13 protein-coding genes and 2 riboswitches are annotated in these 16,034 nt (G+C 37.1%); all 13 genes read right to left on the reverse strand.

What is annotated here, in order from left to right:
- Positions 1-440 precede the first annotated feature (440 nt).
- Entirely contained in the window at positions 441-1,766 is a 1,326-nt protein-coding gene (locus H9655_RS21935; protein WP_191817359.1) for an NCS2 family permease, read from the reverse strand.
- A 127-nt stretch (positions 1,767-1,893) separates the two neighbouring features.
- Positions 1,894-1,997, reverse strand: a riboswitch (purine riboswitch).
- Positions 1,998-2,162: 165 nt separating this feature from the next.
- Complete coding sequence (locus tag H9655_RS21940; RefSeq protein ID WP_191817360.1) at positions 2,163-2,675, reverse strand: GNAT family N-acetyltransferase; 513 nt, start codon at positions 2,673-2,675, stop codon at positions 2,163-2,165.
- Between the two features lie 71 nt (positions 2,676-2,746).
- Positions 2,747-4,267, reverse strand: coding sequence for a glutamine-hydrolyzing GMP synthase (gene guaA / locus H9655_RS21945; protein WP_191817369.1), 1,521 nt, complete (start codon positions 4,265-4,267; stop codon positions 2,747-2,749).
- Positions 4,268-4,474: 207 nt separating this feature from the next.
- A riboswitch (purine riboswitch) is annotated at positions 4,475-4,576 on the reverse strand.
- 69 nt (positions 4,577-4,645) lie between these two features.
- Positions 4,646-6,838 (reverse strand): transglutaminase TgpA family protein, encoded by a 2,193-nt coding sequence (locus H9655_RS21950; protein ID WP_191817361.1) that lies wholly within the window; start codon positions 6,836-6,838, stop codon positions 4,646-4,648.
- A complete protein-coding gene (locus H9655_RS21955; RefSeq protein WP_191817362.1) occupies positions 6,835-8,031 on the reverse strand; it encodes a DUF58 domain-containing protein in 1,197 nt (398 codons plus the stop codon). Before H9655_RS21955 ends, H9655_RS21950 begins: the two co-directional genes overlap by 4 nt.
- Before the next feature lies 1 nt (position 8,032).
- Positions 8,033-8,986 carry an AAA family ATPase gene (locus H9655_RS21960; protein WP_191817363.1) on the reverse strand — a complete coding sequence of 318 codons (954 nt, stop codon included), beginning with the start codon at positions 8,984-8,986 and terminating at the stop codon, positions 8,033-8,035.
- Positions 8,987-9,365: 379 nt separating this feature from the next.
- Positions 9,366-11,069, reverse strand: a complete 1,704-nt coding sequence (locus tag H9655_RS21965; RefSeq protein WP_191817364.1) for a transglutaminase domain-containing protein — start codon at positions 11,067-11,069, stop codon at positions 9,366-9,368.
- A 470-nt stretch (positions 11,070-11,539) separates the two neighbouring features.
- Positions 11,540-12,550, reverse strand: a complete 1,011-nt coding sequence (locus H9655_RS21970; protein WP_191817365.1) for an ABC transporter substrate-binding protein — start codon at positions 12,548-12,550, stop codon at positions 11,540-11,542.
- 582 nt (positions 12,551-13,132) lie between these two features.
- A complete protein-coding gene (locus tag H9655_RS21975; protein WP_191817366.1) occupies positions 13,133-13,594 on the reverse strand; it encodes an Imm30 family immunity protein in 462 nt (153 codons plus the stop codon).
- Between the two features lie 80 nt (positions 13,595-13,674).
- A complete protein-coding gene (locus tag H9655_RS22605; RefSeq protein WP_225230816.1) occupies positions 13,675-13,872 on the reverse strand; it encodes a hypothetical protein in 198 nt (65 codons plus the stop codon).
- A gap of 233 nt (positions 13,873-14,105) precedes the next feature.
- Entirely contained in the window at positions 14,106-14,561 is a 456-nt protein-coding gene (locus H9655_RS21980) for a DUF4274 domain-containing protein (protein WP_191817367.1), read from the reverse strand.
- A gap of 347 nt (positions 14,562-14,908) precedes the next feature.
- Entirely contained in the window at positions 14,909-15,349 is a 441-nt protein-coding gene (locus tag H9655_RS21985) for an SMI1/KNR4 family protein (RefSeq protein WP_191817368.1), read from the reverse strand.
- A partial coding sequence (locus H9655_RS21990; RefSeq protein ID WP_404826126.1) for an HNH endonuclease signature motif containing protein occupies positions 15,349-16,034 on the reverse strand: 686 nt, incomplete at its 5' end. The genes H9655_RS21990 and H9655_RS21985, both read right to left, overlap by 1 nt.

A 16,034-nucleotide genomic window follows, 5' to 3' on the forward strand; every position in this document is an offset into this window, starting at 1 on the left:
TTTTAGAATTACGCTTGACGTTTTATGTTCGTTCAGTTTTCAAAGAACAATCTCATTCGCTTCAGAAGCGACTTTATAAATATAACATTCTATCAATCTGTTGTCAACAACTTTTTAAAATTTCTTTTCAAAAGTGTTTTTTAAAAGGTGTTATCAACGACTGCTTTATAATAATATCATCCTCATCGACTTACGTCAACAAAAAATATTATTTTTCTTAATAAAATTATATGTTTTATACATTACCTATTTAATAGTCTACTAAACCTAAAGTGAATGACCAAATCAGAACACGACTTTCGGCCTTAAATAAGGACGAACCATACTCACCTTTCCTTACCATCCAAACAACAACTTATTATATAGAAGAAAGATGATCTGATTATTGTTTACACCAAAAAGAGCACCCTTCTAAAGGATGCTCTTCAAATTCCAATCAATTAATGAAAAATCAAGTAAGCTAGGAAAACAAAGAAGAAGAAATACATAATTGGATGAATCTCTTTTCCTCTTCCTTTAAGAAGCATTGTAATTGGGTAGAAAATAAATCCTACTGCAATACCTGTTGCAATACTATAAGAAAGTGGCATTGTCACCATTGTAAAGAATGATGGCACTGCGATTTCGAATCGATTCCAGTCAATTTGACCAAGAGAGGATACCATCAAGATACCAACGATAATTAAAGCTGGCGCTGTGACTGCGGATGTAACTACTTCTAATAACGGGAAGAAAAATAATGATAATAAGAAACAAATCGCTGTAATGATGGCTGCAAAACCAGTTCTTGCACCTGCGGCAACACCAGCAGATGATTCAACAAAAGAAGTAACTGTTGAAGTCCCGAAAATAGAACCTGTCATAGATGCAGTTGCATCAGCAAATAACGCCTTACCTGCACGTGGTAACTTATTATTTTTCACAAATCCTGCTTGGTTAGCTACTGCCATTAATGTTCCTGCGTTGTCAAAGAAATCAACGAATAAGAAAGTTAAAATAACACCTAACATTGCAGTTGTATAGAATGATGGATCACCAAATGCTGAGAATAATGATCCGAAAGTTGGCGCTACACTCGGTACTGCGTCCATAACTTTTTCAGGTGTTTGAATTAATCCAAAAATCATACCGACAATCATTGTAATAACCATTCCGAAGAAAATACCAGCTTTTACGCCTCTTGTCATAAAAATAATTGTTACAATGATTCCAAATACAGCAAGTAATGTGTTTGGTTCAGTTAAATCTCCTAGAGCTACTAAAGTTGCATCATTATTTACGATAATTCCTGCAGATTGTAAACCGATAAAAGTAATGAATAAACCTATACCTGCACCTACAGCAATCTTTAATTCGAAAGGAATCGCATTGATTAATTTTTCACGCAAACCTGTTAAAGTTAAGATTAAGAAAAATACACTCGAAATAAATACGGCTGCTAACGCGTGTTGCCAAGGCATGCCATTCACTAAGATAACTGTATAAGCAAAAAACGCATTCAATCCTAAACCCGGTGCAAGACCAATAGGATACTTGGCTATGAGGCCCATAATCAAGCAACCAATGGCAGCTGATATAGCTGTTGCAACGAATACTGCACCATAATCCATTCTCATATGATCTGGTAGATCAGGTACATCCTCTAACGTTAATGTAATTGGATTGACTGCCAATATATAAGCCATAGCTAAGAATGTTGTAATCCCACCAATAATCTCACGGCGATAGGTAGTGCCGAGTTCATCAAATCGGAAGTACTTTTTCATTTTCATTTTCCCCCTAAAGTTGGCATTAAAAAAACTTCGGAAAGTAACCGAAGCCTTGACAACAGGGATGGTATAAGTAACCTGGAATGTAAAAAATAAGATTAGTATAATATCTAAAGCACATTCCTTTGTCACGCACACACATCAAGTAGTCAAGTCATTTACGGTAACTTGGTAGAAACTTTTGGGCCATATTCCCAACATTATACGAAGATGTTTTTAATATTTATTTCTCTATTATATTAGCAATTAAAAAAGTCCTAGTCAATATAAAAAACGAACATTTTCCAGTCCGTTTTTTACCATTGTTCGGAATTAGGTTTATTTACCACTTTATACACTTAATTTCATCTGGTTTAACTATAAACTAACTAAATTTAGGATGCAATACTTCTTTTATTTAAGCAATATCTGGTAGGCAAATCGATTACCATTTGGAACATCTAGTTCCACATCCCCAATATAGGAAAAACCAGCTTTCTGAATCACCTTTTGCATGACTTCATTTTCGGGATGGGTGTCAATGCGAACATCACGAAATCCATTGAGCCTAGCAGCGCTAATTAAATGTTGCAGCAATATCGTCGAATAACCCTTTCCTTGCATCTCTGGATCAATCGCTACTCGATGAACTGATGCATACGGCGTTTCTGCTTTCTGCCAATTCACTAATTGCTCATAAGGTTCTTCTGGCGCAGTTAAGATCGTGCCAATACCGACTATTCGTTCATTCGCGATCAACACGTAGGCTTCCTTATTCGAAATATCCTGTGTAATGATTTCTCGATTGGGTCCATCTCCATCCTGCCATTGTGGGATACCTCTTTTAATAATCGTTTCTCTTGCTCGGTCAACAATGGATATGATTTCATCTAACTCATCTAATTGTGCATGTTTTAAATATAACACCTAACACCCTCCCAAAAGAATACTTATTAAAAAACCTTAGAATCCAAACTAGGATTCTAAGGTGTATTGTATTATTCCCACTCAATCGTTGCAGGCGGCTTAGAAGTAATATCATAGACAACACGATTGATATGATCCACTTCATTAACAATTCTTGTTGAGATAACCTCAAGGACATCCCATGGAATACGTGCCCAATCAGATGTCATTCCATCAATTGAAGTAACAGCGCGGATACCAATTGTGTAATCATACGTACGCGCATCGCCCATTACACCTACACTACGAATGTCAGGTAGGACAGTGAAATATTGCCATACATCTCTTTCAAGACCAGCATTTTTGATTTCTTCACGTAAAATCGCATCTGATTCACGGACGATTTCAAGTTTTTCCTCTGAAATCGCACCAAGCACACGGATACCTAATCCAGGACCTGGGAATGGCTGTCTCCAAACGATATCATCCGGTATACCTAATTCTGTTCCAAGTGCGCGTACTTCATCTTTAAATAAAGTATTAAGCGGCTCAATTAATTGGAATTGCATATCTTCAGGTAGTCCACCTACGTTGTGGTGTGATTTGATTGTTTGCGCAGTTGCCGTACCACTTTCAATAATATCTGTATAAAGTGTACCTTGTGCTAAATAATCAATACCTTCTAATTTATGTGCTTCATCATCAAATACGTAAATGAATTCATTACCGATAATTTTACGTTTTTTCTCTGGATCACTGACGCCTTCAAGTTTGCTTAAGAAACGATCTTTGGCATCTACTTTAATGACATTCATATTGAAGCCTTCAGAGAAAGTTTTCATAACACCTTCTGCTTCATCTTTACGCAGTAAACCGTGATCAACAAAAATACATGTTAATTGGTCACCAATCGCTTTATGAATAAGAACAGCAACAACAGAAGAATCTACTCCGCCACTAAGTGCACAAAGGACTTTCTTATCTCCAACTGTTTGGCGGATTTTTTCCATTTCGATTTCAATGAAGTTTTCCATAGACCAATCGCCTTTACAGCCACAAATACCGTAAACAAAGTTTTTCAGCATATCATTACCGTATACAGAATGACGTACTTCTGGGTGGAATTGAACACCATATAATCCACGTGCTTCGTCACTAATCGCCGCTACAGGACAAGAAGGGTTTGTACCATCAATTGCAAAACCTTCTGGTGCTTCAACGACTAAGTCACCATGACTCATCCAAACCACTTGCTCTTCAGGAAGATCGGCAAATAATTTAGATTGATTTTGTAATTTTAATACAGCTTTACCGTACTCACGCTGCTTTGCGCCTTCTACTTTTCCTCCGAAATGCATCGTCATTAATTGCATACCGTAGCAAATACCGAAGATTGGTAAACCTAACTCAAAGATTTCTGGGTCACAACGAAAAGCATTTTCGCCGTAAACACTGTTTGGACCACCAGAGAAGATGATTCCTTTTGGATTCATTTCTTTGATTTCTTGTGCAGTAATGGTATGCGGATGTAATTCACTATAAACGCCAAACTCCCTAATTCTGCGTGTAATCAACTGATTGTACTGACTACCAAAGTCTAGTACAACGATCATTTCCTGGTCATGCAATTCTACTTTCCCCGTCACGCTGTTCACCTCGTCAACATTGATAGAATGATTCCCTCATTCTTTTATTCCACTTCATAATGAAGAGTGACTCCGAATGTATCATTTGTAGGTTATCCAACACCTACTATTTCATACAAAAAACTAGAGTTCTTCCCTTTTAAATACAGTCAGAAGGCAGAAATCTAGCTAGGCTAAAATATATTCTGCCTTCATAGTCAGACTGTTATAGGCAGTCTGGTAGAGACTCTCGGACCATATTACCAAGGATATATGAAGGTTATTCGTTAAAATTATTGATAGTCATCATGTATAAGAATCCATGACTTCTCATTCAACTATTTTAACAACAGGTTATTTTAACGGTCAAGCGATTGTCGCTTTTATTAAATTTTCCCACAATTCCTTATTCCTTTTCCAAATACCCTTTTCTTGCCTACTACTGTATAAATAAGCTTCGTAACTCGCCGTCAACTGACTCATTTGTTGATGCCCAAGCGCATAATCGACCTCTTTAGCAAAAGAATGTAAGGTTTGTCCTTGTTTCCTTTTCATCCCGAACCGTGCTAATTCGTGTAATAAAACAAGGTACGCTTTCTCAAAATCCTGGTCTTTATTTCGATGTTTATATGTCCAAATATAGAAGTAAGGCAGCCATCTCCCCCGCTTGATATACGTGAGGCAACCGATGAAAGCAAGCGCAATGATGATACTTACAATCTTTTTCCAATGTTGTCGAACAGCTTCCATTACCGAATCCCACAGTTTCGTCAAACTAAAGGTGCTTGATGCTGTTTCTGTTTGTTCAGTTGGTTCTGCTTCCTCTGGTCTCTCTACTCGTTCCGGTGTTTCTGTTTCCTCAGCGTTATTAGGCGTTGTTTCTTCATCTAAATCAAACTCATATTCTACAGGATTACTAAAACCTGTTGTTGGCTCAAACGGAATCCAGCCAACACCAGGAAAATAAGCCTCCACCCATGAGTGAGCATTGTTATTCGTAATGTTATAGGTACCCACACCATATCCATTTCCATTGATTCTTTCACCTTCTGTAAACCCTTTAACCCATCTCGTCGGAATACCCGCTGAACGGGCTAGCACGATCATTGCTGTAGAAAAGTTATCGCAATAACCTAACTTCGTTTCAAACAAAAATTGATCGACATAATCTTCATCCGGTCCTGGCACGGCCACATCAGTTTGGGAATAAACAAAACCCGATCGAGCAAAATATCCTTCAATCTCACGGATTTGATTAAACCAATTATCATGCCCTGCTACAATCTCTTCTGCCAATTCACGAACACGATCAGGGAGCTCTTCTGGTAATTGCGTATACCTTTCATAAAACGCTGAATCCAATCCGTGATTATCATTATTAACCGCAGTTAAGGCATTCACACTAAACGTTGGTTCATTAAAGATGACGTCATAAGTTGGCATGAGAGAATCCTCTGCATATCTAATAGAAAATTTCTCAAGTGCTTCATTCAATTCAAATGGAATGCCTTCACTTTGAAAACTTTTTATCCCTAATGGATAGACAATTTGAGGACGTGCTGCGTTCATTTGTACATTACTAACTCTTTCCTCAACAGCCACATTTTCATTTTCTGAAAATGATTCCAAAGGAACTTCTTCTCCTGATACAAAAAACTGGCTGCCACGATCTTCTTCTGAAAGTTCCCAACCCTTACCTGTATAGACATCTTTTGTCTCTGCTTTCCAATAGTGGGGATCTTCTGTTTTCGCAACAAACACGAGCGTATCATCAGGAACAAAAGAGCCACCTAATAGAGAATCATCCTCACCATAGCCAATTTTTCGTATCCCTCCAGCCTCTTCATTGTCACTATCTTCATTAAATGAGGTGATATAAGGGACAGGGTCTGGCCAAATTGGATCTGCTTTCGGTGCAGCGAAGGCAATGAGAGAACTGATGAGGACAAATCCACTTAGAGGGATCATCCATCTGCTTAGCTTCGTTGTTTTCGTCTCAATCTCTTCCTTCTCTAGTTGACGATAGAAGGCGAGAATCCCCATCATTAAAAATCCACTAACCACGGTACGAATAATAGCCATTTCTGCATTATACGGTGTGAATGTATCAAGAACAGTAATATAAACCAATGTCATGAAAAAGAAAATAAAGATTTGTCTCCGTTGAATGAGCCAATATTGAATAAGGTAAGACATCAACCATAAAAGAATGAAGAATAATAAAGTCCTAAACATGTCCGTTATAGACGTCCATTGTGCTTGTAACATTGTCAAGAAGTTATCAACTAACTCTTGAATCATCATAGGAACCGAACCGATCAGCCCATATTGATCAAGAAAATAAATATACATTAAACTGAAGAAAATAATCGCTCCATTAATCACAAAGCGAATGACCCAATGCCATTTTAGAAAATCCATCGAAAGGGCAATACATAGGAAAAGAAAAAACACCCACACATTCCCTGTATCGGTTAATTGCTCTAACGGCCTAATCCATTCCCAAATGAGGAGAAAACCAAATAGATAAAGAACCAAAGTAGAAAATCGTTTCATCATCCGTTCCTCACCTCCGAGAATGCGGCAGAAAATTGACCTTCATGCACAATTTGTATACGTATTCCTCTTGAAGTAGCGGTGTCTTTTAAACGAATTTCCTCTTGCACTGCTTGCTCTTCCTTTCTTTTCACAAGAAAAATCGTCACATTTCCTTTTTGAGAATAAAGGCTCGCCTTTTCAATCAAACGTTTGTTTAACTTAGCAGTAACAAGCAGTAATTGATCATTTTGTTGGGCACGACTTTTTTCTACGTCTAATACTTGTTCTAAAGGACGTTTACTATCCGCCTTCACTGTAGCTAGATGATAAAAGATTCGTTGTAACTGCCCTTCACCACCAAGTATAGGGAACTCTACTTTATTTCTCCCCGCTGAAAGGAACCCTACCTGTGCCCCTTTTCGCAGAATCGCATGTGCAAGAGAAGCGGTAAAAGAAACGACTGCTTCAAAATGCACATCAGGGAAACGATCTATGAGAAGATACACATCATGCGATTTGCGCTGTTCAAATTCTTTAACCATCATCTCATTACGCTTAGCGGATGCTTTCCAGTTAATCCAAGAAAAACGATCACCTGGTTGATATTCACGGACGCCTGTAGCCATAGATGTATCTCTCTGCACCCTTTCATCTGAAGCCGTCATTCCTTGATCAAATTGATGACTGAATGGTTGATAAACCATTTCTTCATAAGTAGGATACACAATCATGCGGTCTTCTAGGGGCATGTTGACTTCACGTTCAATTAATCCAAGAGGGTCACCTATTTTCAGGCGGATATATCGGAATACATGCTCTCCGCGAGAGATTTGCTTAAATGATTGTGAAACAACGATGTTTTTACGAAATCCAGGAAATAACATATATTTCTTCATCTGTAGCGAAGAAGTGATATGATCTTCGACGACAAGGAAAAATAACGGAAAAGCCGTATCTATATGAATAGCATGCCGTATCGATAGTGTATCTCCCGCACTTACTTCTTGACTGGAAAGTTCTCTCTTCACATGGATGCGATACAACGGATACATTGCCAGTGCAAGTGCATATAAACCAAACGGTAAAAAGCTATAAAATAAGAACCAGCTGACAAATCCTCCTTGAAACATCGCGTATGAAAAAGTAATGAGCAATAGAAGGAACAACAATAATAACTTCCATACGCCCTTCACTGCGAATAACCAGCGCCTCATCCTATTTCACTGCCTTTTGCACTGGTACCGGTGTAACATCGATAATCTTCTCAATCACTTGTTCTGCCTTGATCCCTTCAAATTTTGCTTCTGACTTGAGAATTATGCGATGACTAAAGACCGCACTGGCTAAGTATTGTACATCATCAGGGCGGACAAAATCTCTTCCATGCATAAACGCATAGCTTTGTGCTGCTCTCATTAAAGCAATAGACCCCCTAGGACTAACGCCTAAATACACATGTTTATGGTTTCTTGTTTGCTCAGCCATATGGACAATATAGCTTTTAATGGAATGGTCAACATACACCTCTTTTACTTTCGCCTGCATGTCTCGCAGTTGTTCTAACTCCATTACTGGCTGTATTTCTTCTATCGGGAGTGCACTTTGAACGCGACTTAATAATTCAATCTCTTCTGTCCCTGCAGGATAGCCCATACGCATTTTTAACAGAAAACGGTCAAGCTGCGCTTCTGGAAGAGGGTAGGTTCCTTCATATTCAATCGGGTTTTGCGTCGCCATAACAAAAAAAGGGCTACCTAATTGATGAGTCACGCCATCAATTGTTACACTCTTCTCTTCCATCCCTTCTAGTAAGGCAGATTGTGTTTTAGGGGATGTCCGGTTGATTTCATCTGCTAATATAATCTGACCCATTATTGGACCAGGGCGGAATTCAAATGCCATTTCTTTCGGATTATAAATTGAAACACCTGTCACATCCGATGGTAATAAATCAGGGGTAAATTGAATTCTTCTAAAGTTCGCGCCGAGCGATTTTGCCAGCGCTCGAACCATCATCGTCTTACCAACACCAGGCACATCTTCAAGTAACACATGACCACCAGATAATAAGGCAACTAAGCTCAACTCTGCCACTTCTCTTTTACCAATCATTACTTTATCTATATTAATGAGCACTTGCTCGACAACCGGATTCATTTTATGATTCATTGACCATCCTCCTGATTTTTTAATAAAGGGCAAAACATTCCTTAGTTATACTCTTATTCGCTAAATCTTGCTAAATTCCTGTGAAATCTACCATTCTTCGCACAAATTCATCTTCTTTCTTCCTATTAATTAGGAAAAAAGGAGAAGGAATCAAATTGATGGATCAACACACTGCACCAAACACAAAGAACAAACATTTATGATTCTTATTTTATATGATTTAACACTTAAGATACATCATACAGACTTGGTTGAAGTTGGTTATATAAATGTTCATCGCTAATGGGTAAATCGTGAGGATTAACGAATCCATCCATTTTCAACATAAATAAGCCATAAAAAAACGACATTCACTCACAATCAGAATGTCGTTTTTTTATTAATAAGATATACCCGTACGATAATGGGTCTCCTCAAAAGAGGCTTGTTCCGGGTCAAAATAGTCTTCGTTATAGGCAGCAACAAAGGTATCATTTTCTACATAACCAGAACCCCAAGTAGGATCCATTGTCAGCCATTCACCATCCACCTTCACTTCTACCCAAGCATGGCGGCCACCAAGTGCCCCCCTTGTAAAGCCAGAACCGGCATTCCCTTCCACAAACCTTGCTTCCATTTCACTTGCCCTCAGTAAAGCAATTGCTAAGTAGGCATAGTCTTGACAAACACCTTTTTTCGTTTCTAATGCCTTTAATGCGCTGTCATCCCATTGAAAGTCATCTGTATTATATTTCTCCACATCATAGGCGATATGTTCGGCCACATAGTCATAAATCGCCTTTGCTTTCTCCCGGTCGCCTTCCACCCCTTGTAGCAGCTCTTCTGCTAAACTAACAATCTTTGGATGGTCGGACTCAACCCCACGAGATGGTAACAAATCCCGACGATCTTCACCGCTATTTTCCACCTGAAATTTAGCTACGCTATAAAAGCGAAAGGTATCACTATTTTCTTTCGTAATCTCAGGTACACTAACTGTAATATCATAAGTACCTGGTCCAAATCTTAAATAAAAGGAATCGTCAAAGCGAAAATCATGAATAGGGATCACATCTAATGCCGTATCCTCCCCTTTTTTACTCGAGACATAAAGATGGGTTGTGTCACTCGCTAATTCTGCCTCAGGTTGAATCATTCCGCTAATGGTATAATCCCCACTCGATTCATCTCCACTGTACGCAGGCGTTTCTAAGGTCACCCCTCGCTCATTATAAAGACTAGAGTACTCGATAGGCTTCATCGTTTGCTGAGACGTATTATTTACCATAAGAGTAGTAGCCGTTTGATAATAATTCTCTCGGTCACCATCCGGTACCATGACCTCCACTTTATGCAAGCCTTCTCCATAAAAGAGGGGCACATCATAAGCAAATTGGTGCTCTTGATTAACAGCGAGGACATGATTCCAATTATCCGTTCCCTTCGACACGCGAAGCATCACCGTATCTTCCTCATCCAACCCTTCTGCCTCACCTTTTAATGGGAAAGTTTGTTCTGCTTCAAAGAAGCTTGTATCAAACCCTAATGAAAGTCCTACTTCTTGACCATACGGTGTATACGTCACATCTCTTTTCATATCCGGATTCACATTATGGACAGTAAACCGCACTGTTTCATAATAATAGTTCTCCCGCTCATCATCGGGTAATTGTACCTTTATATGATACGTTCCTTCACCATTAAAAAACTGAATATCCTGCTTGATTTGACCATCTTTTATGGGCGCATAATATTCATGTTCTCTTCCGGCAACTCCTTCTTCCTCTGCCGTCACGATAATCCATGCATAATCAGACTTCAATCCCCGGTAATCCTCGATACTTCCCTCAATCGTCACCGTACCATTCGCCGCAAATTCCCGGTACTCTGGCGAAACAAACGACGCACCAATTTCATCACTATACGTCGTTAACGTCAAAGGCTCTAGCTCTAACTCTTTATTCTTTTCTTCCACTAACTGTTCATACGGATCAACCTGTTTTTTCACATCTTCGCCACTCACGGCTCCCTTATCATTACAGCCGACCAGCAACACACCCGCCATCACAAGTAATATAGGAAACAACGAAACTCGTTTTAACATGTTAACCTCCTTACGAACCCAAAATTATCAAACGTATCATTATAAATATCAGTTCAATCATACTTACGATACAAAAGGTAAAAAGTTTCTCTATCCAATTACCCCTTTTTTTACATTTCTATCCTCTATATCTATAACAATAAAAGAATTTACTTTGATTTACATAAGGAGAAAGGAGTAAATGTGGATATAGATGGATTAGTCTTGGAGTGATTGCATCATTTTGTAAACAAAAGTCGTTTATTCATCAAATATACTCATATAAACGTTAATGAATTTTGTAATCAAATGGATTTTAGTTTTATATACTAATTGAATAATAAACCCTATTCGCAAAGACATTACTTCACTTGAAATATTTCTTGAATGAACTATTTAATTCCGTAAAAAACTGTTGACAAAAATAGACATCGATTTCATATAAAAAGAGGGTGTAGAATAGTAACTACACCCCTTTAACATGGCTTAAATTAATCACCTATGACTTTAGCCCCTTCTAATCGTTCATCAGTTAATTCAACACCTTGTTTTTCGGCAGCCGATTTATTAACGATCAATTCCAAGTTATCTGGGAATCCGACGGGAATGTCCCCGGGGTTTTTCCCATTTAATATTTCGATAGCCATTTCGCCTGTTTTATAACCGAGATCATGGTATTCAAAGCCATAAGAAGAGAATGTACCCCTTTCGACTGAATCGCTTTCACCAACAAATGTAGGGATTTTTTCTTTATTGGCCACTGTGATGACTGATTCTAAAGCTGAAACAACGGTATTGTCCTTTGGTATATAAAAGACATCGGAGCGATCAACAAGTGACTCTGCCGCTTGTTTGACTTCTGAACTAGTGGAAATCGCAGTCAGTGCATATTCTAGCCCATTTTCTTCTAGCGCCTTTTTCGCATTTTCGACGTTTACAATTGAATTGGCCTCTCCATCGTTATAGATAATACCGACCGTTTTCGCCTCTGGAACAAACTTTTTAATAGAAGCAATGGTATTTTTTATCGCATCAGGGTGAGTATCAGAAGTGCCTGTTACATTCTCACCTGGCTTGTCCAAGTCTTTTACAAGGTCTGCACTAAGTGGATCGGTAATTCCGGTGAATAAAATGGGGATATCTTTTGTCGATTGTACTACTGACTGAGCACTAGCTGTTGCAATCGCAAGAATTAAATCATTGTCGTCATTAACCAAATTTTGCGCAATGGACATATTATTATTAGCATCACCTTGTGCATTCTGATAATCCAACTCTAAATTCTTTCCTTCTTCATAACCCGCATCCTTTAAGGCAGCAATAAAGCCTTCTCTGGCTGCATCTAATGAAGGGTGCTCAACAATCTGTGTTATACCAATCTTAACAACCTCTTGCTCTTTTTCATTGTCTCCACTGCTGCTTGCTTCATCAGCACCTGAAGAACCACATGCACTAAGAAGCAGCATTGAACTACCAATCAAACCTGCCAATAATTTCCTCATGACCTAACTCCCCCACTTACTAACTTTTTTAATATTTTGATAATAACACGCTTTCTTAATTTAAAGCAATAAACTTTATCGCTATATTTCTTTTCATCACAAGACATTCTCTATGGATAAGAAGATTCCTTTATTGAAAGTTCTACAATTTTTGCATTGATTTTTTTGTTGGAAAAGAGTGAGTGAGGTATTGGTTATTTTGTCTAATATTCCCACGTTACTTTTCCTAAATTACAAAAAGCACGTGGTTCCTTTAGTTGGCAATCAAATACTTTGGGAGGCCCATTCCAGTTGTTTTTTCTATTTCCCTGAGCCGACACTGAAAAAAATAATCTAAAACTATTATTAGAGACTACCTTAAGTGCCTTATTTCATTCTAAGATCATTTACAGTTCCTGTGGATCGACGGCTTCATGGCAGTTTTGATCTATAAATGCCTATTACTTTTCTAAAATAATACATTATATGGGGATTACACCAGTTATATTTAACCTCATATTGATAAACATTTTATTTGGTACTAGGTAGTAGTAGATTAAAAAACCACCTTAAATGGTCTTTAGCCAATTAAGGTGGTTTTAATTATATTGCTTTTAATACTTCATCTACAGAATTGCTAAACATAGTTGGGTCTTCACTTTTTATATCTCTCAATAAGTTTATTATTATCTCTTTTGTCTTGTCATTTAGCTTAGATAGTACGCTACCGTATATTCTTCTTACTTGTTCATGATTTAAAATTCTGTAATGTAAAACTTCCATCCATTCTCTTGCCCTATCAATAACACTAGGGATAGCTAAAGCGATTAAATATAATCCTTCTTCAATATTTTCTTTATAGAGATGCTCTATGCCATGTACTAATCCGAACATTATTTCATATTGTTCGGTATCATCATCAAATCCCATACATAATCCTGTAATAACTGATATATCCCCTAAACCAATGAGATTACCTAATGCTTCTTCAAATGAGGATATTTCTTTTTGAGATTGTAAAAGTCTATTTGTGTAGACTTTCTTTAATTCCGATTTCACATCCATACACTCCACCCCCACTTACTTATTAAATAATTCAGGATATAATTCTCTTTTCTTTCTAATCGTATTTAAAAGCTCCGCTCTTATTTCAGGTGTGAGACACTATCCTTTATGTATATCCTTTTTGCGTCTAATATATCATGAGTAAGGGCATCACGGTAACTGAGGTTTAAATATTCTTCTAATTTATTGCCACTTAAACCATAAGTATATGTTTCTCTATGGGGCTGTTCCATATTCATACTAACACCATCGTTCCTCTTTACTCCTGCCTGTTTCATCTAAGCAGAAGGCATATGATGCGGTGTAATATTATCAAACGCTATACCTTGTTTTGCAAGTTCCTTATTTTAGTTTTGACTCCTTTCCATAAACAAGGTACTCCTTGATGGTACAACCATCATGATCTTTCGATTTTCAATTAAATCATTTTCTTTTTGTCTACTTAACAGTGGTTGATTCAAATAAAGTAAAAAACCTTGAAAGGCAGTTCCAAGGTTTCTAATAAATCACATCATATCTTAGATATATCAATCTCTTTGCCTTGAGACTTACTAATTAAAACATTAGGAAGGTCTGGGTTATTCTTTTTTAACTTATACTTTTGAATTTTTGTTAATTCAGGGTCAAAGGAAATGTCTTCTAATTTAAAGTCTAAGTTTAATAGCTTATTATAAATCTTCCTCAAAAAAACTTTCCATTCCTCTAATGAAGAACTTGAAATTTTATCTGAACTCTCTAACAAACGATAGCCATCTGCATAATGGAACATTAGTAAACCCGTCCCTAAATCACAAGCCTTATTATCTAAGATGCCTGTTGGTACATCAAACCCACTATTCCAATTATAATTTTCAGCAAAGTAATGGAGTAATAAAGGGTTGTCTATATTCTTTAACTGGTTGACTACATAATCTTTATCTGTATTATAAAGTAACTGTTCAAGGAAAATAATATCTTTTTCATCCATAAACACTTACCCCATTACCATATTTTAACATACATTTTTTCCAACTGTTTAAGCTTTCTTTCCCAAAGTTCTACTGTTGTGCATTGGCTTGGATACAAAGGTAAACCTTTCTCTTATAAGTTTCTTAGATTACTTTGTATCTCGTATACTTGCTTTTACCATTAGATATATATCCGTATCATAACCACTTCTTGCATTGAGAGTTTTATCATTATTTTCTAGTAACTTGCAACTAATTATGTATACCTGCATATAATATTAGCTGCAAAGTACTTAATTTAATATAAATTAAAGAAACATACCTTGAAAGGCGTAAAACCATTCAAGGTATGTTTTATTATCGTAATTTAATCATCTAGTAACTCCAAGTAATATTTATCATTTTCTTCTATCTTGCTTAAAAATTCATCAAGAGAAGTAGCAATTTGAATATCATAATAGTAAACTGCACTTCTATTATTTTCAGTCAATTCTATTGACATTAAAGCTGATTCACTGCCTTCAAAAAATATTAGTTTGTTATCCTCAAATTCATCATAAATTTCTATGTCAGGATAAAACTCAAAATCATTAACTCTTAATCGAAAATCCCTTACTGAATATGGGTCCATAATACGATTAATATTAAACTCTGAACCTTCAATAAATCCGTAGCCAACCTCTATATAAAAATTAACTAACTCCTTAGGAAATATTAAATTGAGTTCCTTCTCAACCTCTTTTATTTCGTTTTCAGTCACTGGATAAAAACTATTTTCTTGATTTTCCTTAATAGATTCATAGCTCATTATTTTTTACCTCCCTTAAATAGTGTATTTGCTGGTGAACCTGCTCCATGAATACCAGCTTGATGCTCATTTGGGAATTTTGCAGGATGCATATTCCACCATTCATGTTCTCCACCAAAAGTATTTTCAATTATATGATGAGCATCATACTTATCTCCTTGTTTCCTAATTATTTTACCTGTTTTTTCTGAAATAACACCTGTATTATACACAGGCCACTTTTGCCCAGTATTTTCTTCCCACTCTTTGATTACTTTATTTTTTACTTTTTCAAATTCTGACCTATGCTTAGCTGTTTCTATTGGTGACATTTTTTTATATTCTTTATTTCTTAAGGCTTCCTTCAACTTCTCTATTTGGTTTTTAGGTAACTCTCTGCCGGTTCGCCCTTCTATATCTCTAATATATTTTTTTATTGTATCAGTATCTATCTTATTACCCGTACCCTTACCAACCCCATCCCTAACCGAACTACTCATCCTAACAAAAGTATCTTTCACATCAGACGCCATTTCTCCAACTGTTCTAGAAGCCCCACCTGAAATACCACCCGCCAGCGCATACTGATTCTGCACTGGCAGCGGTATCCGTATGTCCGCCATTTTTTTCGTCAATTCAGCGGCTGTGTTTCTTAAGGCGTTAAATCCTTGGGTCACCTTGCTGAAGATGCCATCGACTACTGATT

It is taken from the genome of Cytobacillus stercorigallinarum (assembly GCF_014836495.1).
GTDB lineage: Bacteria > Bacillota > Bacilli > Bacillales > Cytobacillaceae > Cytobacillus > Cytobacillus stercorigallinarum.